Origin of the sequence: Pseudoalteromonas sp. G4, assembly GCF_028875915.1 — a bacterium.
In the GTDB taxonomy this organism is placed as follows: Bacteria; Pseudomonadota; Gammaproteobacteria; order Enterobacterales; family Alteromonadaceae; genus Pseudoalteromonas.
The window spans coordinates 1-20,890 of the sequence record NZ_JAPEHW010000045.1; the positions used below are offsets into that span (position 1 = coordinate 1).

Annotated in this window: 20 protein-coding genes and 1 tRNA gene; 7 read left to right on the plus strand and 14 right to left on the minus strand. The window is 40.1% G+C overall.

Features of this window, described 5'->3' with window-relative positions; genetic code table 11:
* Positions 1–173 precede the first annotated feature (173 nt).
* Together ON073_RS13190 and dnaQ are read right to left on the minus strand one after the other, a co-directional pair.
* Complete coding sequence (locus tag ON073_RS13190; RefSeq protein WP_274762348.1) at positions 174–1,514, minus strand: TIGR03503 family protein; 1,341 nt, start codon at positions 1,512–1,514, stop codon at positions 174–176.
* Entirely contained in the window at positions 1,514–2,230 is a 717-nt protein-coding gene (gene dnaQ, locus ON073_RS13195) for a DNA polymerase III subunit epsilon (protein WP_274762349.1), read from the minus strand. Before dnaQ ends, ON073_RS13190 begins: the two co-directional genes overlap by 1 nt.
* Before the next feature lie 62 nt (positions 2,231–2,292).
* On the opposite strand from dnaQ, the gene rnhA reads away from it, so the two are divergent.
* Positions 2,293–2,763, plus strand: coding sequence for a ribonuclease HI (gene rnhA, locus ON073_RS13200; protein WP_274762350.1), 471 nt, complete (start codon positions 2,293–2,295; stop codon positions 2,761–2,763).
* A gap of 28 nt (positions 2,764–2,791) precedes the next feature.
* Positions 2,792–3,679, plus strand: a complete 888-nt coding sequence (locus ON073_RS13205; protein WP_274762351.1) for an MBL fold metallo-hydrolase — start codon at positions 2,792–2,794, stop codon at positions 3,677–3,679.
* Here the strand turns inward: ON073_RS13205 and ON073_RS13210 are convergent.
* On the minus strand, positions 3,672–4,442 hold the full coding sequence (locus ON073_RS13210) for a class I SAM-dependent methyltransferase (RefSeq protein WP_274762352.1): 771 nt from the start codon (positions 4,440–4,442) through the stop codon (positions 3,672–3,674). The two genes, ON073_RS13205 and ON073_RS13210, sit on opposite strands and share 8 nt — an antisense overlap.
* Before the next feature lie 60 nt (positions 4,443–4,502).
* On the opposite strand from ON073_RS13210, the gene gloB reads away from it, so the two are divergent.
* Complete coding sequence (gene gloB / locus ON073_RS13215; protein WP_274762353.1) at positions 4,503–5,261, plus strand: hydroxyacylglutathione hydrolase; 759 nt, start codon at positions 4,503–4,505, stop codon at positions 5,259–5,261.
* 99 nt (positions 5,262–5,360) lie between these two features.
* On the plus strand, positions 5,361–6,932 hold the full coding sequence (locus ON073_RS13220) for a LysM peptidoglycan-binding domain-containing protein (protein WP_274762354.1): 1,572 nt from the start codon (positions 5,361–5,363) through the stop codon (positions 6,930–6,932).
* Between the two features lie 68 nt (positions 6,933–7,000).
* Here the strand turns inward: ON073_RS13220 and queE are convergent, their stop codons facing one another.
* Positions 7,001–7,666: a 7-carboxy-7-deazaguanine synthase QueE gene (gene queE / locus ON073_RS13225; RefSeq protein WP_274762355.1), complete on the minus strand. Its 666-nt coding sequence runs from the start codon at positions 7,664–7,666 to the stop codon at positions 7,001–7,003.
* A gap of 98 nt (positions 7,667–7,764) precedes the next feature.
* Between queE and queC the strand changes: the two genes are divergently transcribed.
* Together queC and ON073_RS13235 are read left to right on the plus strand one after the other, a co-directional pair.
* Positions 7,765–8,427: a 7-cyano-7-deazaguanine synthase QueC gene (gene queC, locus ON073_RS13230; RefSeq protein WP_274762356.1), complete on the plus strand. Its 663-nt coding sequence runs from the start codon at positions 7,765–7,767 to the stop codon at positions 8,425–8,427.
* Positions 8,428–8,560: 133 nt separating this feature from the next.
* A complete protein-coding gene (locus ON073_RS13235; RefSeq protein WP_274762357.1) occupies positions 8,561–9,997 on the plus strand; it encodes a YfcC family protein in 1,437 nt (478 codons plus the stop codon).
* Positions 9,998–10,073: 76 nt separating this feature from the next.
* On the opposite strand, the gene ON073_RS13240 is transcribed toward ON073_RS13235, so the two are convergent.
* The 9 genes from ON073_RS13240 to rlmE all read right to left on the minus strand — a co-directional run bounded on the left by ON073_RS13240 (position 10,074) and on the right by rlmE (position 19,273).
* Positions 10,074–11,423, minus strand: coding sequence for a S41 family peptidase (locus ON073_RS13240; RefSeq protein WP_274762358.1), 1,350 nt, complete (start codon positions 11,421–11,423; stop codon positions 10,074–10,076).
* 97 nt (positions 11,424–11,520) lie between these two features.
* Positions 11,521–12,987 carry a winged helix-turn-helix domain-containing protein gene (locus tag ON073_RS13245; protein ID WP_274762359.1) on the minus strand — a complete coding sequence of 489 codons (1,467 nt, stop codon included), beginning with the start codon at positions 12,985–12,987 and terminating at the stop codon, positions 11,521–11,523.
* Between the two features lie 118 nt (positions 12,988–13,105).
* Positions 13,106–13,192, minus strand: a tRNA-Leu gene (locus ON073_RS13250).
* Between the two features lie 14 nt (positions 13,193–13,206).
* The gene (gene secG, locus ON073_RS13255) at positions 13,207–13,563 is read right to left on the minus strand and encodes a preprotein translocase subunit SecG (RefSeq protein WP_274762360.1); all 357 of its coding nucleotides are present in this window, start codon (positions 13,561–13,563) and stop codon (positions 13,207–13,209) included.
* A gap of 2 nt (positions 13,564–13,565) precedes the next feature.
* Entirely contained in the window at positions 13,566–14,315 is a 750-nt protein-coding gene (gene tpiA / locus ON073_RS13260) for a triose-phosphate isomerase (protein ID WP_274762361.1), read from the minus strand.
* A 62-nt stretch (positions 14,316–14,377) separates the two neighbouring features.
* Positions 14,378–15,736 carry a phosphoglucosamine mutase gene (glmM, locus tag ON073_RS13265; RefSeq protein ID WP_274762362.1) on the minus strand — a complete coding sequence of 453 codons (1,359 nt, stop codon included), beginning with the start codon at positions 15,734–15,736 and terminating at the stop codon, positions 14,378–14,380.
* A complete protein-coding gene (gene folP / locus ON073_RS13270) occupies positions 15,726–16,574 on the minus strand; it encodes a dihydropteroate synthase (RefSeq protein ID WP_274762363.1) in 849 nt (282 codons plus the stop codon). The genes glmM and folP overlap by 11 nt, the downstream gene beginning before the upstream one ends.
* Positions 16,575–16,624: 50 nt before the next feature.
* Positions 16,625–18,577 (minus strand): ATP-dependent zinc metalloprotease FtsH, encoded by a 1,953-nt coding sequence (gene ftsH, locus ON073_RS13275; RefSeq protein ID WP_274762364.1) that lies wholly within the window; start codon positions 18,575–18,577, stop codon positions 16,625–16,627.
* A 66-nt stretch (positions 18,578–18,643) separates the two neighbouring features.
* The gene (rlmE, locus tag ON073_RS13280; RefSeq protein WP_274762365.1) at positions 18,644–19,273 is read right to left on the minus strand and encodes a 23S rRNA (uridine(2552)-2'-O)-methyltransferase RlmE; all 630 of its coding nucleotides are present in this window, start codon (positions 19,271–19,273) and stop codon (positions 18,644–18,646) included.
* 86 nt (positions 19,274–19,359) lie between these two features.
* On the opposite strand from rlmE, the gene yhbY reads away from it, so the two are divergent.
* The gene (yhbY, locus tag ON073_RS13285; RefSeq protein ID WP_038640790.1) at positions 19,360–19,656 is read left to right on the plus strand and encodes a ribosome assembly RNA-binding protein YhbY; all 297 of its coding nucleotides are present in this window, start codon (positions 19,360–19,362) and stop codon (positions 19,654–19,656) included.
* A 35-nt stretch (positions 19,657–19,691) separates the two neighbouring features.
* Here yhbY and ON073_RS13290 read toward each other — a convergent pair whose 3' ends face one another.
* The gene (locus ON073_RS13290) at positions 19,692–20,843 is read right to left on the minus strand and encodes a serine hydrolase domain-containing protein (protein ID WP_274762366.1); all 1,152 of its coding nucleotides are present in this window, start codon (positions 20,841–20,843) and stop codon (positions 19,692–19,694) included.
* Positions 20,844–20,890 lie beyond the last annotated feature (47 nt).

Consider the following 20,890-nt stretch of genomic DNA (forward strand, 5'->3'; position numbering starts at 1 on the left):
CGACCCCCGGCGTGACAGGCCGGTATTCTAACCAACTGAACTACCACTCCGCATCATTTCAAACCTGCTAGGACTCACTTCTGACTTGACTCTCAGTGCTCCTTGACAGCGGCGTGAATAATACGAATCACCCCTTTAAGAGTCAATAGTTTTTTTGCTTTTTTCTCGCTTTTTTACTCATCTGGCAGCGAAAGGTTCAAAATTTCATCTGAACTGTCTGATTTCTGCTCAGAACCCGCTACTTTTTGTTCTTCTTGGCCTTTTTTGTTTTTCTTCAATTTACTCATCAAACCACCTAATAACGGTTTTTTCTGAATAAAGACCCGGATAACAATAAAGCCAATGAGCATAATTAGTACATTACCTACCACAGCCCAAAGAATAATTTGTTCAACATCTAACTCAGGTTCAGGCGGTAACTCAGGCTCAAGGTTCATTTCCGGTACAATTGGTTTATCTTGCTCCGGCACTTTCTCAATTGGTTTGTCTATTTCAAATTCTTGCTTATCAACTTTAGCGACAAATTCGCGTCCATTTATATTGCTACCAAACAAGGTAAGTTCGACTTCATAAACACCCCAGTCATAATTAACGAGTTTTAATTCTCGCACCGCTTTGTCTTGTGCTTCTAAATTAAATACCTGCGTTTCACCATTTGGGTAAAAAATCGTGCCTTGGTAAATAAGCGAGTCAGCCTTCACTTTTTCTGTATTAACATTAATTGCTAAGTTATGGTGCTCTTCCCCTTCCGAAGCTTTCGTAAATTCAAAGCTAATAGGAGATTGTTCTACTATGATTGGGTCTTTAACTAAGCTACGTCTTAAAATTGGTGTGCGAACTTCATATTCCGGTTGCCACTCACCTGAGGCAAAGTTAAGTTCAAACTCACCAGTAAATACGCCATCACCGGGTCTTTCGTCATAGCCTTTGCCATCATCCATTAATTCAGCAATGGGGACAGGCTTTGCGCCAAAGTTAAAGTACTCTTTATTATTGGTACTTACAAAATCCACATTTAGCGTTACTAAATCGCGAAACAACCCCTCTTCTATTGGCTTGCCGCCGTTAGTTAATCGGCCTGTAACTTTAATCGTTTCGCCTTTAAACAATAGTGGTGGTAGCGCATCAACATGCAATTCAATGTCACTTAAAATCATTAATTTGCTTTCAGGCAGAATTTTGCCAATGGCTTGCCAGGGTCCTGGCATTGGGTTTTTCATTTTGACAATATCGTAGGTTTCATCATCAAACCATTCAATACTGGTATCGCGAAGAGATTCAGTGGCATAAATTTTACTGCCATCTGGCCGCACAAGAATTACTGCAGGAGTGCCTTTTTCACGAAAAAAGAGTAACGTTATTTCATCAACTTGATAATCGATTCGAAAACGGTTGTCGAAAATTTTAAGTTCATTTTGATTGCTGTTTCGTTGAATAACCTCTAATTCTGTCTGGTTAGCAAAACAATGCGATATCAAAAATAAACTAAAACACCCTAACAACCATTTTTTCATTATGCTTCCTCAGTGAGCCAAAGGCAGTGGCCGCCCTTTTCATTAACTAAATTCAAGCGTTCAATATGCGCCGCTTGTTCTTCGTTATCGGCAAATACCACATTTAGTCGAGGCCTATCCGGTGAAAGCCTGCGAATACCTTTAGTATTATCGCCACTTTGCCCTTCTTGATTAGCCAAATTTAAACTTACTTGGCCACCTGTCATGCCTAAGTAGACATCAGCTAAGATCTCGGAATCGAGTAAAGCGCCGTGTAATGTTCGTTTGGAGTTATCAATATCATAGCGACGACAAAGCGCATCGAGGTTATTCTTTTGCCCAGGATGTAAATCACGCGCCATTGCAAGTGTATCGAGCACTTGGCAAACATCATGGGTTTTCGGGTAACTTTGTCTTAATAAAGCAAATTCATGATCCATAAAGCCAACGTCGAACGCTGCGTTATGGATAACGAGTTCAGCACCTTTAATGTATTCTAAAAACTCTGCTGCAACATCACGGAATTTAGGCTTACCTGCAAGAAAGTCAGAGGTAATACCGTGAACAAAAATTGCCTCATCTTCAATATCGCGTTCAGGATCGATATACACGTGAAAGTTATTACCGGTTAGTCGGCGGTTCACTAATTCAACACAACCGATTTCAATAATGCGGTGCCCTTGTTTAGGATCGATACCTGTTGTTTCAGTATCCAGTACTATTTGCCTGTGAGCCATATCGTCAAATCATAAATTTTGTTATGTTAATAACTTCATTCTACATAAATTAAAGGCAAACTGTGCAAAAAAACGTAGAGATTTTTACCGATGGTTCGTGTCTTGGTAACCCAGGTCCTGGCGGTTATGGCACTTTACTTCGTTATAAAGGTCATGAAAAAGAACTCAGCCAAGGGTATAAACTCACCACCAATAACCGAATGGAACTGCTTGCCGCAATTATTGGCTTAGAGTCTTTAAAAGAGCCTTGCCAAGTGATCCTTACTACCGATAGCCAATATGTAAAACAAGGTATTGAGTCGTGGCTCGCTAATTGGAAAAAACGTGGTTGGAAAACGGCTAGCAAGCAAGATGTAAAAAATAAAGATTTGTGGCAACGCCTCGATGTTGCCAATGCAAAACACCAGGTCGAATGGCGTTGGGTTAAAGGTCATGCCGGACATGCAGAAAACGAACGCGTGGATGATTTAGCAAGAGAAGCAGCAGAAAGTAGTCACTTGCTAGAAGATAGCGGATTCGAAGCGCAAAGCTAGACCTCTTTATTACTCTATGATATATCTTATGTCATATTTGATATATCAAGTTTGCACACGTATGAACGTAACCATTGAAAGCTTCTTTCACAAACAATCGTCAACTATCAGTTATGTGGTATTCGATAATCGCAGCTTAAAAGCCATGGTTATCGATGCTGCGCTTGATTTCGACTTGTCTTCTGGTGATATCGGTTATCAATTTGCCGACTCACTTATTCACTATATTGATAGTCACCATCTCGATGTCGATTGGATATTAGAAACCCACGCCCATGCCGATCATCTTTCAGCGGCACAATATTTAAAACAAAAACTGGGTGCCAAAGTCGCAACAGGAAAGTACATCACGCAAGTACAACAGCACTTTACTGAAGTATTTAACCTCACTACGCCAACCGACGGCAGCCAATTTTGTCACTTATTTGAAGATGGTGAAGTATTTTACCTAGGTGAAGAAGCGGTAACAGTGATGTTTACACCGGGGCATACACCAGATAGCGTCACCTATATTGTGGACCGCAATGCATTTGTTGGTGACACCTTATTTATGCCTGATAGCGGCACTGCCCGCTGCGACTTCCCAGGTGGTGACGCAAGTCAGTTATATCATTCTATTCAACGTATTTTTGAACTTGGCAACGACACACATTTATATATGTGTCACGACTACCAACCGAACGGTCGTGAAGTAAGTGTGGTTACAAGTGTAGAAGCACAAAAACAATATAATGTGCATTTGAAAAATGGTGTAAGCCAACACGATTATGTTAAAACAAGAGAATCACGTGATGCAGGGCTGGCTGTACCAAAATTAATTCATCCTTCTATTCAAGTAAATATCAATGCAGGGCATTTCCCTGACGCCGAAGCCAATGGCACACGTTATTTAAAGATCCCACTTAGTTTTATTTAGATTCTCGTTTTGAACCATAAGAAGCACTTCTCGGGGTGCTTCTTAGCCCTACGCCCCTTACTGCAGGGTTAAACTGTGGTCTTGCATGCCATTTTGGTTTGATTGGCGTTAAGGGGGCAACACGTTTTCTTGCTACTATCACATACACACTACCTATTGGTTTTAAGTAATGCTGACAAAAAGATTGCCACGCAGCAAAACGAGATAGTCGTTTACCACGAGCAAGCGACGAGTAAATCGCTCGCTCTTCAAACACCACTTCAAACCCTAATAAATGCAGCCAATCCTTTACCCGTGCAGGTGTAAAAAAGCGCCCACTCCACGGCAGTTTTTGTTTGGCAAAAGGTAATATCCTGGCAAGGCCGCAAAAGCTCAGCGGATTAAAACCACTTAAAACTAAATAACCACCCGGCATAAGCACTCGGTGTACTTCACGAAGACAATGATGTGGGTCAGTCACATACTCAAGACCATGACTTAAAATACAACCATCAACGGTCTGCTCTGAAAAAGGCAGTTCGTCGATATGCGCTCTTACACCCGCTTTACTCGAATTTGCGACATTAACTTGGTGTTTGATAACACAAGCAGAGGTATCAAGCTCTGCGCTAAGTTCGCCAATTTTTAATAAGTGGTAGCCAAAAATACGATTAAGCCACGGTGTAAAGATTTGCTCAATTTCTTCTTTCAAATATTCACCATGGGGAAAGTCATACCATGAATGTGGCTGAATTGGGTTTTGTAAACTTAGCGCTGGTTTCAAGTATTTGCCTCGTTATAATGAAATACATTACACATAGTAAACATAACAGAGCACATTAACATGGTACAAGTAATTCCCATTCCCGCATTTAATGACAACTATATTTGGGCCTTAATAAATAACAAGAATGTTTACGTGGTTGACCCTGGTGATGCTGCACCTGTTTTGACATATTGCCAACAGCACCAATTATGCCTACAAGGTATTCTAATTACACACCATCATTGGGATCATACCAATGGCGTTGAGCAACTAGTAGCCCAGTTTCCTAAGCTGACGGTTTATGGACCAAACAACAGTCCGTTTAAAGGCATAACCCATAAACTGGAAGATAAACAAGTTATAACCTTAGATCAGTTAGGCATCTCATTAAATATTATGACGGTGCCAGGTCATACACTTGACCATATCGCTTATTACAATGAAGAAATGCTATTTTGTGGCGACACTCTATTTAATGGTGGTTGCGGTCGTTTATTTGAAGGAACCCCTGCGCAAATGCTGACATCGCTTTTGCGCATCAAAGCGCTACCGAATGCAACAAAGGTACATTGCACCCATGAATATACACGTGCCAACTTAGACTTTGCTGTTTTTATCGAACCAAACAACCAAGATTTAGTTAGTTATCGTGATGAACTGTCCAAACATAACAAGATTTCATTACCCACAACAATTGCAAAACAAAAAGCAATAAACCCGTTTTTGCGCTCACACATTGATGACGTAAAAAAAAGCATTATGACAAAAACAACAATAAACAATACCGATGACGTGAGTATTTTTGCGGCATTAAGGGAACTTAAAGATAATTATTAAATCTATTTATTAATTAATGATAAAAATAAATGAAATTGGCAATTTTTAGCCAAGATCGGTATTATTCTGCGTTCCGTTTTAACTCGGTAATTTGTATTAATGACTTATAAGCAATTAATTGCCCTAAGCGCCAGTGTGTGGCTTGTGGGTTGTCAAACGACAAATCAATCTCAATCAGAAAATACAGTAGAGCCAAACTACAAAGTTGCAAGCTCTCAAGATGTATATGATGCATTAACCGTACTCGCACTTGCTGAAGAAGAGCAAGAAGTCATTGAACAAATCCCTGAATTTGATGATGTGTGGGAGCGAATTCGCTACCAACTTTCTATTCCTGTTCCACAAAATCGTGCGGTTGTAGCCGAGCGCAATTATTACGCGAAGCACCAAAAGTATATTGATCGTATTGCCAAACGCGGCGAACCTTACCTTTACTATATCGTTGAGGAAGTTGAAAAGCGTCAAATTCCTATTGAAATTGCCCTATTACCTATCGTTGAAAGTGCTTTTGACCCATTTGGGTATTCGCATCGCAGCGCATCAGGCATTTGGCAATTTATGCCAGCAACCGGTGAGCGTTTTGGTTTAAAGCAAAACTGGTGGTATGACGGTCGCCGTGACATCACCGAATCAACTCGCGCTGCGCTTGAATATTTAACTTACCTGCACAAAACGTTAGACAGCGATTGGTTAAATGCTATCGCAGCATATAATTCAGGTGAAGGACGGGTACTTCGTGCGATTAAGAAAAACCGTAAAAAGCAATTGCCAACAGATTTCTGGTCGCTTGATTTACCGCGAGAAACCACGCAATACGTGCCAAAACTGTTAGCTCTTTCAGACTTACTCGCTCGCTCTGAAGAGTTCAAAATTACTTGGAATAAAATCGCCAACAAACCGGCTGTTGAGCTAGTCAATACAGGCGGGCAGATTGACTTAGCAAAAGCAGCTGAAATGGCCGACATTCCAATGACTGAAATGTATAAGTTAAACCCTGCGTTTAATCGTTGGGCTACTGACCCAACGGGGCCACATAAATTATTAGTGCCTGTTGATAAAGCCTATGCTTTTAAAGCGAAGCTTGCCAAAATGGATGCCAAAGATCGCATTCGTTGGCAGCAATACACCGTCAAATCCGGTGATAGCCTATCAAAAATTGCCAAACAGTTTGATACCAGCACTACTAGCATCAAAACGTTAAACAAGTTGAGCAACAACACTATTCGCGTTGGCCAACAACTATTTGTTCCACTGAGTAATGGTCAAATAGACAATAACTTGTTAAGCAGTCCAATGCGTATTGCAGCTAACAACAAAGCAAATCGCAAGACAACCCACACAGTGGTTAGTGGGGATAGCCTGTGGAAGATTGGGCGCAAATATAAAGTATCAACCAAAGACTTAATGAAATGGAATAAGCTTAGTAAAAATGCAACTTTAAGCCTTGGCCAAAAATTAACTGTGTTTCAACCTACAAGTTCGACCATCGCGGGTAATGTAACTGAGCGCACAATTACTTATAAAGTGCGAAAAGGTGATTCACTTGCGCGTATTGCTGGCCAATACAAAGTATCAGTATCGGACATAATGAAATGGAATGGCATTGCTAAAAACCAGTACATCCAACCAGGACAAAGACTTAAACTGAAAGTTGATGTAAAAACGGGTTAGTTCCGATTTAAAATATAAAAAAGGCGCTTAAAAGCGCCTTTTTTATTTCACAAAGCTAACTAAAAAAGTTAAGCAATGCCAATGTACTTATGTACTTGTACTGACAAACGCCAGTTCTTTGCCTTACATACTTCAATTGCTAAACGAGTGGCTTTGGCTTTTTGGCTGATTGGTTGCAGGTAAACTAGTGCAGGTGTATGGCCCGCTGCTTCAAACAATTCTTCTAATTCTTCAACATGGCGCATCATCGCAACGGGATGCTTAATTTCATTAGCGCGATGAATAGCGCTTTTTAATACCGCAAAACCACCACGCATATTAATTTTTGGTGATACAGTAACCCATGTTTCTGTAGGTGCTAGAATTTCAAATGTGCCACTGGTTTCAATTTGCGTGGTAAATCCGTTTTCGTGAAGTAAATTACAAAGCGGGTTTAAGTCATACATACATGGCTCACCGCCGGTGATCACAATATGTTTTGCTTGATATTGTTTATCAACAATAAGTGCAAGGATTTGCTCAGCGTCACAGTTAGCAAAATAATCTGAGTCTGCTTTCTTCTCCACTGTTTCAGCAAGATCAACTAAATAAGTATCGTCCGTGTGCCAAGTTTGCTTGGTATCACACCATGCACATCCCACAGGACAACCCTGTAAGCGAATAAAAATAGATGGACAGCCTGTAAAGCTTGCCTCACCTTGAATGGTTTCGAATACTTCGTTAATTTTGTACAACGTACGCCTCAAATTACTGCTAGATTTGTCTTCAAGGTCGCGAAGGTGTAGACTATCGCGCCCGCAAAAACCGCTATTATAGCTAAAGTGAGAGAAATATGTCGCAAAAAGTTGTTGTAATTTACTCAGGTGGAATGGATTCGTATACCGTTTTAAATAAAGCCATTCGCCAAGGTTATGAAGTATATGCACTTTCGTTTGATTACGGCCAGCGTCATGTTAAAGAGTTAAAAGTTGCAGCGGACGTATGTGCTGAACTAGGTGTATCTCATAAAGTTGTTGATATCTCCGCAATCAACCAATTAATTGGTGGCTCATCATTGACCGATGATATTGATGTACCAGAAGGTCATTACGAAGAAGAAAGCATGAAATCAACGGTTGTTCCAAACCGCAATATGATTTTATTATCACTTGCTGTGGGTTATGCAGTATCACTTAAGGCAAATAAAGTGTTTTATGGTGCGCATTCTGGCGATCACGCAATATACCCGGACTGCCGCCCTGAATTTGTTAAGAAAATGGATGATGTCTGTCGCATCGCTAACTACGAAGAAGTAGAAATTGTTAGCCCATATTTAAATAATACAAAAATTGAAATCTTAACCGATGGCCTCAGCATGGGTTTAGACTACAGCAAAACTTGGACCTGCTATAACGGCCGAGAAAAAGCCTGTGGAAAATGCGGGGCATGCCAAGAGCGCTTAGAAGCGTTTGAGCTTAATAAAGCAAATGATCCACTACCATACGAAGCTCACTAACGCGAACCATAAATGTAAAAGCACCTGCAAGGTGCTTTTATTATCACATCATTCTAATTTGTTTACATTTCACCCTTTTTAAGCTCTTCATTTGCGCATAGAATATTGCCCTTTCCCACAACTGGACTTATTTATGCCTAAGACATTGAAAGTACCTCATACGCTGGTATTGCTATTAGCGATGATGTTTGTCGCTTACCTTGCTACTTGGATTGTACCCCAAGGATTTTTTGACACTGTAGAAACAGCAAATGGCCGCCAAGCCGTTGTACCTGGCACCTATCAAGTTGCCTCAGAAAGCAATTACCTTACCCCTTGGGACTTTCTTACTGCTATTCCCCGCGCATTTGCCGCTGCACAAGACGTTATCTTTTTTGTTTTAATTGTTGGTGGTGTGCTTGCAATAGCACGTGCTACAGGCACAGTAGATGCGTTAATCGGCCGTTTATTAGAAAAACATGGCGATAAGCCACAAAAACTCATTTTTGCAGTGGTGTTTTGTTTTGCCCTTGCTTCAAGTGCAATTGGTACAGCAGGCGAATATATTCCTTTTGTACTGATTTTAGTTGCGCTTTGTAAAGCTATGCGCCTAGACGCCATGACAGCTGTTGGTATGATTGTTGCCGGATATGGTATCGGTTATGGTGTTTCTGCATTTAACCCGTTTACTGTATTAATTGCTCAACAAATTGCCGAAGTGCCTGTTTATTCTGGCCTATGGTTACGTTTAGCTATATTTGTACCTTTTGTATTAATTGGTTTTCATCACGTGTGGTCTTACACCAAGCAAGTACAAGCTGATCCGTCTCGCTCGTTAATGGCAGGTATTCCTTGCCCATTAGAAGGTAAAGAGCAACACAGCTACCCTCAATTAAACCGTCGCCACCAAATGGTGCTATTAAGCTTTATTGCAACCTTAGTTATTGCTGTATGGGGCATCGCAACTAAGGGTTGGTATTTATATGAACTTGGTGGCCTATTCGTTGCTTGGGGATTGGTTATTACGGTGCTTGGTAAACTTGATGCTAATACTGCTGCAAACAAGTTTATTGAAGGCACATCTGATTTGGTTACCACAGCAATTTTAATCGGTGTTGCGCGTGGTATCGCACTTATTCTTGATGACGGTAAAATTCTTCACAGCCTAGTATATGGTATGAGTTTACCGCTTTCTTATGTCAGTGCAGAAATCTCAGCTGTTGGCATGTTGGTTATACAAACTCTACTAAATACCTTTATTCCATCAGGCTCAGGTCAAGCATATGTGACAATGCCATTAATGGCGCCTCTTGGTGATTTAGTGGGTGTACCGCGTCAAGTAGCGGTACTTGCATACCAATTTGGTGATGGTTTCTCAAATATGATTATCCCAACCAATGCCGTATTAATGGGTATCATAGGTATGGCGGGTGTGCCATACGGCCAGTGGTTTAAGTTCTGTTTGCCGCTATTAGTGAAGCTCATGATTGCTGCTTCTGTAGTGCTAATTGCTGCGACTTTCTTTGGTTATGGCTTAGATGTACAACCGCAAATTGCCGGTGTGGCAAGCCAAGTAATAACGACTAGCTAACACTATAACAATCAATAAAAAGCCACCGAATTCGGTTAATGCCAGTCAATTAACACCTGACTGGCATTTTTCATTGTTACATTGTCTTTTGAAATTCCCTCGCCTTTTCACCAAAAGAAAGCATCTTAATCGCTGTTACTCTATCATTTTTATACACAACTTGTAATCTCGATTCATTAAATGCTTTGAAGACAATCGTTTCTTTATCCAATAATTCAACTTCAAAGCCTGGCTCTTCAAGGTATTGATAGATTAATTTACCCTTCTCTTGGTAAATTTTGCGCTTACCATAGCTCCCAACTAGCTTGCTAATATCTTCCTGATTAGGCTTATATGAACTGCTCCTAGCTTTTATCAATGGATAAACCCACTGATGTAAAGACACATTATGAGTTGGTTTCTGGATAAGTGTTTTTAATATGTCCGCATAAGCTAGATCAAATGCATTATCACTGGTTGTCGCTATATGTGGTGTTACCCCTTTATTTTCCCAATTATCATGTGTTCTTGGGTCTACCGGCCTCGATGTAGGCAGAGTCAGTATGTAATTGTCATCGATAATCTCGGCTCTTCGGCCATGGGCAGAACCTGCTGTTACTTCACCAACCAAAATTGCTCTGTTTAAGTTTTTCATTATATAGCTGAAAGCTTCTGCAGCCGACGCTGAGTTTTTACTGGTGAGAATATAAAGCGGCGTGTCTTTGAAGCGTGGACCAGGCACATAAGGTGAGCTCCACTCTTGTGTTACTGCTAATTCACCTCCTTCACGACTTTCAAATGAGGATAAATGAACCGTATCTAAATCAAAAAAATAACTGGCCAAAGTCGTTACCATAAATGGACTACCACCAAAGTTATTTCTTAAATCGATAATTATCCCATCTGAATACTGTAAAAACCTCATCGCACTTTCAAGTGTTTCCCCACCTAGATAACTATCAGCAAATGCTCTGATATCAAGATAGCCAATATTACCCTCAAGCATTTCAATTTTCTTAAAGCCGTAATTATCTCTTGGCAACTCCATAACGCGACTATCAGCAAAAGCTTTAGATTGATCGGATGCGCGATATATTCTTAGCTCCTTCACCCATTGCGGATCATACGTTAGCGAAAGATGCTTATCTTTCGCTATTTTATTTAATTCTAACGTTATAAACTCAGCAATTTTATCTTCAGAATTTTGCTGGCTACAGTTTGTAAGAAATGAATTTGAATGCAACAGCACCACTAACTTCGTTGCCACATCTTCTATTACATAATTATCTTGTAATTTTTTAGCAGTTATATTTGCAATCTCTTTACAATCACTTGCTATTAAAGTGCCACTAAAAAAAACAGAAATGATAAATAAGGATAGAGATATATTTTCATGCTGACGCTTATTTAAACTGCGATTATTATTGTCGAATATTCTAAATTTCATTTTTACTTCACTCTATGTCATTGAAGATAATGCAATCTCATAGAGAATCATGGCTGACACAACTAAAATATTCTAAAACCTTCTAAAAACATTGATTTTAAAGAATTTTATTTTTAAATCTAGCGAGCTCATCAGTGAGGAAAGTAAGCTCTCTTTGGTCAATAATTTTGTTCGCTTGTTGTAAATAATCAGATGCTAACAGGTCATCACCAATAAGTTTCGTTACGTAGCTTAAATTCATTAAAACTAAGCTTGTGCCAACTGGGCATTGGATCACTGCATACTGTTCCATTGCTTGTACAAAACTTGCTTTGGCCAATTTTAGTTCGCCAGTATTTAACAAAATTTTGCCTTTCAATTCATTCGAATATGCTTGATAAAGCCAATCGTTATGTTTTTTAGCGCTTTCTTCTGTTAACGAGAGTTTTTCTAGTGCTTTTACTAAATCGTTTCTGAGGTAATCAATTACAGCACGATTATAATAAATAACAGGCAGCTCACTTGTTTTTAATTGTATTGCTAGCTGATGGGCTTGATTCAAAGAGTTTTCTGCATCATCAAGCATTCTTAAAGCAATAAAATTAGCGGCCATAGTGCGGTGTGCTACAATATTTTCGTTATCTTCAATAAGGAGTGCAGCTAAAAGATCATTAGATGCTTTGTACTCATAGTGCTCTTTTTTTTCAATTGCTTTTAACAGCAACTCATTACTGAAATCAAAGTGATAATGCTCATTAATTTGCTCAATCGAATTACCTGTTTTTGACGCTACTATTGATGCTAGTTTTTCAATTACACCATTAACAGAACTGTCAAATACAATTCCTCTATTTACTCCCTCTCTAAAATACAAATTATATTTCAATTGGTAATCGTTCATAAACCCAGAGAGAGTAGACTCCACAACTAAATTGGCTCCCGAAACATTAAAGATTTTTAATAGTTCTTTTTGCGTGTAGCTTTTACGTACATTAGCCTCTTTCATAATCTGTAAAACATCTTCAGGTGATAACACAGCAAAACTCTCATCAGAAGAAAAGTGTGATATCAAGCGCTCCATTGCACCAAGGTAAACCCAGTTATGAATATTGTCATTCATTTCAGATTTAACAGGTAAAATGACGAGTGAGCCATTAAGCGTTTCACTCTCTGCTTTAAAAGTTGAATATAGAAGAATAATTGCAGCAAAGCTTATTACAACTACTAACATTAGATGACTAACCTTAGTTTTTAATGTTGAGTATTTATTTTTAGTAGTTGTATGTGTAATTACTGGAGCCGTCCAAATATAACCCTTTCTTGGTTGAGTATTAATAACATCAACTCCTTCAAACAAGCCCCGTAACTCTCTGATCGTTTGAAAAAGTACTTGCTCTGACACTTCCACATCATCCCAAACAGTTTCAAGTAGTATTTTTTTAGTGATGAGTTGTTGTGGATTTTTAATAAACTGAAGCAGTAATTGAAAGGTTTTTGGTCGTACTTGGATTACTTCACCATTAAAAATGATTTGCTGTTTTATCAAATCAATCGTTCTACCACATGTTTCTTTTAATTCTGACAAAATGATACCAATCAAACTACGTTAGAGAACTAAAAAGCTTATCATTTAAGATTGGAAAAACTGAGTAAAATTTGAAGTAGTAATAAAAAACCCAAGCATTTGCTTGGGTTTTGAATCATGGTGCGGATGGAGGGACTTGAACCCTCACGTGATTGCTCACACAGCGACCTCAACGCTGCCTGTCTACCAATTCCAGCACATCCGCAAAGATGTTATTTATTAGTTTGGAACGTCGTTGCTTTTATCTTGAGAAGCAGGAACGTCTTTATCTTTTGGTTCAGCAACCACTGTTGTTGCAGCAGGTGCGTCTGATGATAAATCTGACCATTCGTCAGTCTTTTTAATCTGACCTGCTGTTAGGTTACCTAGCACAATGCTTAATACAAAAAATACGGTTGCTAAGATTGTGGTTGTTTTAGTCATAAAGTTACCAGCACCGCTTGAACCGAAAACGGTTGCAGATGCACCAGCACCAAATGATGAACCCATATCAGCACCTTTACCTTGCTGGATTAAAACAAATCCAATTAAAGCAAGTGCTACGATAAGATAAACTACTAATAAAATTTCGTACATTGTTAGCCATTTCCTTTTGCGCTATTACAGATGGTTGCAAAGCTATCAGCTTTAAGGCTTGCTCCGCCTATTAGACCACCATCAATATCAGGTTGCGCAAATAATTGTTCGCTATTATTCTCGTTAACACTACCGCCGTAAAGCAGTTGTATTTTTGCAGCTAACTCGCTGTTAAGTTCAGCCAGCTTGCTACGGATAAATTTGTGCACAGCTTGTGCTTGTTCAGGCGATGCAGTTTTACCAGTGCCTATTGCCCAAACGGGCTCGTATGCTATCACACTATTAGCAAGTGCATCTACACCTAATTTGCTAATAATCGCATCAATTTGCTGCCAAACGACCTGTTCGGTTAATTCTTGTTCACGTTCTTGTTCGCTTTCACCAACACATAGAATTGGTGTTAAGTTGTTTTCTTGCGCTTTTGCAAATTTTGCAGCAACTGTTTCATTGCTTTCACCGTAAATAGCACGTCGTTCTGAATGACCTACTAAGGTATAACTTGCGCCTAGAGCGTGAATCAATTGGGCGTCAACTTCACCAGTAAATGCACCGGCATTATTTTCTGAGACAGTTTGAGCGCCTGCTTTCAAACCTGCATCTAAAGCAGATTTAATTAAAGGGAATGGCGGGAAAACTAAAATATCAACGTCTGAGGTATCAATTTTTGTGATTACGGCAGCAAGTTCAGATACCAGCTCAAGTGAGCCATTCATTTTCCAGTTGCCAGCAACCATAGGTTTGCGTAATGCCATTGCTTACTCCAATTTAGAAAGCGAGCAGGATGTTATCCTGACTCGCTAAAAGTTACAAGGGGTTATTGTGCGTTTTCGAGTTGTTTGCTTATAGATTCAACAACATCAGCAATTTTCTTTGAAAAATCGAAGACTTGCTTTTCTTTTTCAGCTTCAACCATAACGCGGATCACAGGCTCAGTACCTGATTTACGAATAAGTACACGGCCTTTTTCACCAAGCTGTTGTTCCACTTCAGCAATCGCCGCTTTAACATCATCACTTGCAAGTGGGTCAGTGCCCTTTGCATAGCGCACATTAATCATGTTCATCGGGTATTTTGTAAATCCTTGACCTAGATCTTCAAGGGTTTGATTGGTTTCAACCATGGCCGCGAGCACTTGTAAGCTTGAAATAATGCCATCACCCGTTGAAATACGATCTAAATTAAGAATATGGCCTGAGCTCTCGCCGCCAATTTTCCAACCTTTTTGTTTTAATAATTCTAAAACGTAACGATCACCCACTTTGGAGCGTTCAAAGTCAACACCAAGTGACTTAAGCGCATTTTCAAGACCCATATTTGACATTACTGTACCCACAACACCACCGCCCAATTCGCCTTTTTCAAATGCGTACTTGGCAATAATGTAAACAATATCATCACCATCAAATACTCGGCCTTTATGGTCAACCATCATCACGCGGTCACCATCACCATCGTAGGCAATACCTACATCGGCTTTTACTTCAAGTACTTTTTGCACCATGGTATCAACATACGTTGCACCACATTTTGCGTTAATGTTTAAACCATTTGGTTCACACGCTACTTTAATCACTTCAGCACCAAGCTCGCGCATAACGTCTGGCGCTATGTGATATGTTGCACCATTGGCACAATCAACCACAATACGTAAACCTTCAAGCGATAAGGCACTTGGGAACTGGCTTTTACAGTATTCGATATACCGCCCTGCAGCCGTATCAAGGCGCTTTGCTTTACCCAATGACTCAGAAGAAACACACGTCATGTCTTCATCCATCATGGCTTCAATTTCAAGCTCCAATGCATCATCTAGCTTAGTGCCTTGTGATGAGAAAAATTTAATACCATTATCTTGATAAGGGTTGTGCGACGCACTGATCACAATGCCCGCTTCACCACGGAATGTTTGTGTTAAATACGCAATCGCCGGTGTTGGCATTGGACCAAGCAAGATTACATCTATGCCTGCTGCGACTAAACCTGCTTCAAGTGAGGTTTCTAATAGGTAACCCGAGATACGGGTATCTTTACCTATGATGACTTTTTTAGTGCCAGCTTTAGACAGCACTTTACCTGCCGCCCAGCCAAGCTTTAATGCAAATTCAGGTGTGATTGGGAACTGCCCTACCTCACCACGGACACCATCAGTGCCAAAATATTTTCTATTGCTCATTTATAACTCCTTGTTCACAGGCTTGCCATACATTAAGTGCATCGGCAGTTTCTGTAACATCATGTACACGAATAATCTTAGCGCCCTTTTGCGCGGCAATAAGTGCTCCCGCAACTGAGCCAGCTAAACGCTGTTCTACATCACGTCCTAATAAATTTCCAATCATCGACTTGCGTGATAACCCTGCAAGGACTTCACATCCCATTATTTTAAACTCGTCTATGTATTTTAAAATTTGGTAGTTATGCGCAAGTGTTTTGCCAAAACCAAAGCCTGGGTCGAGAATAATCTTATCGCGCGTTATTCCAGCTTTCTCACACTCAGCAATTCGCTCCACAAAGAACCGTTTAATATCATTTATCACATCATCATAATGAGGATTTGATTGCATGGTACGCGGTTGCCCTTGCATATGCATTAAGCACACTGGCACACCCAGCTCAGATGCTGTTGCTAACGCATTAGGTTCTTGTAATGCGCGCACATCATTAATGATATCAGCCCCCGCATACACGGCTTGGCGCATCACTTCTGCTTTACTGGTATCGATAGAAATAATGCAATCTGATTTTTCTCGAATTGCTTTAATCACAGGTATAACACGTGAGAGCTCTTCTTCTAGGACAACATCTGGGGCACCTGGACGGGTTGATTCGCCACCTATATCAATGATAGTTGCGCCATTTTCAAGCATCGCTAGAGCAGAAATGACAGCGCTGTCGGATTGTTGATAACTGCCGCCATCAGAAAAAGAGTCTGGAGTAAGATTCAATATGCCCATGATATGGGTTTGGCTTAGGTCTAATACCTTGCCGTTTGGTAAATTGATTGTAGACATAGGAATGTAGATTTAAAAAAACCCCGAGTAGCTCGGGGTTTTTAGGGTTGTTAGTTTACCGATGGTTGGTCGGTATCATCAAGTTTATTTTCAGGCTTTTTTTCTGTTTCAACCTGTTTTTCTGCTTGAGATACATCATCAGCTGTTGCACCTGCACTTGGCTTATCGTTATCTTTACGATCATGTGCATCGCGCGGTGGACGCACCTCACGACGAGCCATTAAGTCATCAATTTGAGCTGCATCAATAGTTTCATACTTCATTAGCGCATCTTTCATTGCATGAAGAATATCCATATTTTCTTTTAGAATATCTTCAGCACGCTTGTAGTTGCGATCTGAGAAGTCACGTACTTCTGCATCAATAAGCTTAGCTGTTTCACCAGACATGCTCTTATTCTGTGTTTGACTACGACCCATGAAAACTTCACCTTGATCTTCTGAATACAGAAGCGGACCAAGTTTTTCACTTAAACCCCATTGTGTAACCATTTTGTGTGCAATATCAGTCGCACGTTCAATATCGTTGCTCGCACCTGTGGTGACTTTATCTGCACCATAGATTAGTTCTTCAGCAATTCGGCCACCGTAAAGACTCGAAATCATTGACTCTAAGTGTTGCTTAGAATGACTTACGCGGTCTTGCTCAGGAAGATACATAGTTACACCAAGCGCGCGACCACGAGGAATGATTGATACCTTATAAACCGGATCATGCTCTGGCACTAAACGTCCAACAATCGCATGACCAGCTTCGTGGTAAGCCGTCATTTCTTTTTCTTGCTCGCTCATTACCATTGACTTGCGCTCTGCACCCATCATGATTTTGTCTTTAGCTGCATCGAATTCAGCCATACTGACAACACGCTTGTTACCACGTGCAGCAAAAAGAGCAGCTTCATTTACTAGGTTTGCAAGATCTGCACCCGAGAAACCTGGTGTACCACGAGCAATTAACGCTGGCTCAACATTATCTGCCAGAGGTACTTTGCGCATATGTACTTTAAGAATTTGTTCACGACCACGAATATCAGGTAGACCAACAACAACTTGACGGTCAAAACGACCAGGACGAAGTAACGCAGGGTCTAGTACATCTGGACGGTTTGTCGCAGCAATTACAATAATACCTTCATTGCCTTCAAAGCCATCCATTTCAACAAGCATTTGGTTTAGTGTTTGCTCACGCTCATCATGACCGCCACCAAGACCTGCACCACGTTGGCGACCTACCGCATCAATTTCATCGATAAAGATGATACAAGGTGCAGCTTTCTTAGCTTGCTCAAACATATCACGTACACGTGAAGCACCAACACCAACAAACATTTCAACGAAGTCAGAACCTGAAATAGTAAAGAATGGTACTTTTGCTTCACCAGCAACCGCTTTAGCAAGTAGCGTTTTACCAGTACCTGGAGGACCTACCATCAGTACGCCTTTAGGAATGCTACCGCCCAATTTTTGGAACTTTGATGGGTCACGTAAGAAGTCTACTAACTCGGTAACGTCTTCTTTTGCTTCATCACAACCAGCTACATCAGCAAATGTTGTTTTAACTTGGTCTTCGCTCATTAAGCGTGCTTTGCTCTTGCCAAATGACATAGCGCCTTTACCGCCACCACCTTGCATTTGGCGCATAAAGAAGATCCAAACACCAATAAGCAGTAACATCGGGAACCATGAAATAAAAATGGTCGCAAGAAGTGATTGCTCTTCAGGCTCAACACCCTCAACGATTGCACCACTCTTAATAAGTTCATCAACAATGTACTGGTCGTGCATTGGGATCACAGTTTTGAACTGCTCACCATTTAATTTTGTACCGTACACAATGCCTGCTACGCGATCGAATTTCGCTTCACGTATTTGTTCAGAACGAGCTTCTTTAACAAACTGCGAATATGCGAGTTGGCGATTAGAACCTTCGCCCGGATTGAAACTCTGGAATACCGACATCAGTACAACGGCGATAACCAACCAGAGAATTAAATTTTTAGCCATATCACTCAAGGCATTAACCTCTTGTCTTATCTAACAATGAAAAAATCTTTTACTTTAAATACTGTACTACAGTTTGTAACCTGTCGCTACTATATAAACCTCGCGAGAACGTGCCCGAGAAGAGTCTGGTTTACGAATCTTTACAGTTTTAAAACTATTACGTAAATCTTTTACAAATTGATCAAATCCTTCTCCTTGGAAAACTTTAACAGCAAAATTACCGTTTTGTTTAAGCACTTGGTGACACATATCAAATGCAAGTTCCACTAAATACATGCTACCGGCTTGATCTGTCACGTTATTTCCGCTCATATTAGGTGCCATATCTGACATTACTAAATCAACGTTTTTGCCATCAATTCGTGTTAACAGCGCATCCAATACAGCTTCTTCACGAAAGTCGCCTTGTAAGAATTCTACGCCAGGCAGAGGATCCATAGGTAAAATGTCACAAGATATTACAGTGCCCTTATCGCCTACTTTGTCAGCTGCATATTGCGACCAACCACCAGGAGCAGCACCTAAATCCACCACAGTTAAGCCTGGGCGAATTAATTTATCTTTTTTGTCGAGCTCTTCTATTTTAAAGTAAGCGCGCGAGCGATACCCGAGTTTACGGGCTTCATTGGCATATACATCATCAAAATGCTCTTTTAACCAGCGTTTTGAACTAGCCGAATGCTTTTTATTAGACATTAAATTCTACTCTAGAATTAGTATTATTGTTTATATGGCGGTAGAATACCCTTAATTCAAGATTATTTCTGCGAAATTTACTAAATATGAAGTTATCAAACAAACAAAAGCAGTTTTTAAAAGGCGAAGCACACGCGTTAAACCCTGTTGTTTTATTAGGTGCAAATGGCTTAACTGAGGGTGTACTTCTCGAAATTGAAAACGCACTTGAAATTCACGAATTAATTAAGGTGAAAGTTCCAACAAGTGATCGTGAAACTAAAGCGCTTATTTTTGAAGCTATTGTTCGCGAAACTGGTGCAATCAAGTTACAAACAATTGGCCACATCATTGTGCTTTATAAACAAAGCGAAGATAAAAAGATCCAATTACCAAAAGGTTAATTCAAAACGAATATTAACCCAATAAAAAACGCGCTTTAAGCGCGTTTTTTATTGTATTGCTTTAATGTCATATCGAGAAAATCGGTGGTTAATTCATTTAAAATGCCCGCTTCTGCATTAATCATCAAGCTAAAACCCAATTCTAGCCTGGGGATCACTAACAGATCTGCGCGATAACCTTGCACCCAACCACTGTGATAATAAATGGTCTCACCTCTGTAGTCATAAATCCGCCAACCTAAGCCATATTGCGCTTTTTTTACTTTTGAACGCCAAACCCTGCGTTTTAGCTCTTTCTTGGTATTTATTTGAGGGGTTGTTTGCAGTGCTAAAGACTCTTTTGGTAATACACTTGGGTATTTACCTAACTGTGCTTTTAACCATTGCACCATATCACTGGCACTCGCATTAACACCGGCAGCTGGCGCAACTTTATAATAATTAGGTTTTAATTTTGTAGTGTACCAGCGCTTTCTAGCTCTCACATGAGGATGAGCGTAGTTATCATCTTTGGTCATTTCATTAAAACCTAAGCTGGCATTTTTCATATTTAGTGGCTTAAACAAAAATTCATTCACCCAAGTGTCGTAATCCATATGGGTAGATTGCTCAATCACATCCCCTATTAAACTAAACATGACATTTTGATAGCCATAACACCTGCCTGGTGAACAAATCGGTTCCACTTCTGCCAGTTTTACTTTAATTTTGTCATACGGCATACGTGATTCGATTAAATTATCGTAGGCATTAGGCACAAGACCACTACTATGACTCAGTAAATGTGATACACGCAGTTTTTTATCGCGACTATGGAAATGAAAATCAGGCAAGTATTTAGTCACTGTATCATCAAGCTTTAAATGACCCTCGTTTGCAAGCTTTGCCGCCAACGAACCTGCAAATGTTTTTGAAACAGACGCCAAACGAAAGCGTGTATTACTGTCGACAGGATTACCACCAACACGCTTTGTTTTACCATAGCCATAAGCAAACTCGCCGCCATCTACTTTAACAACAGAAAGTGCGGCACCTGGGATGCCTTTTTTTCTCAGCTTAGCCACCATGGATTTCTTATAGCTTTGAACAAAACGATCAAACTCAACATTCTGTCCTGCATTATCAAGACTATCGGCAGAAACAAAAAAATTAAAACTCACTAAAAATGAGAAAAACAAAAACCGCATATATATCGCTATTCTCGGAATAATTACGCACATAGTTTAACAAGCAT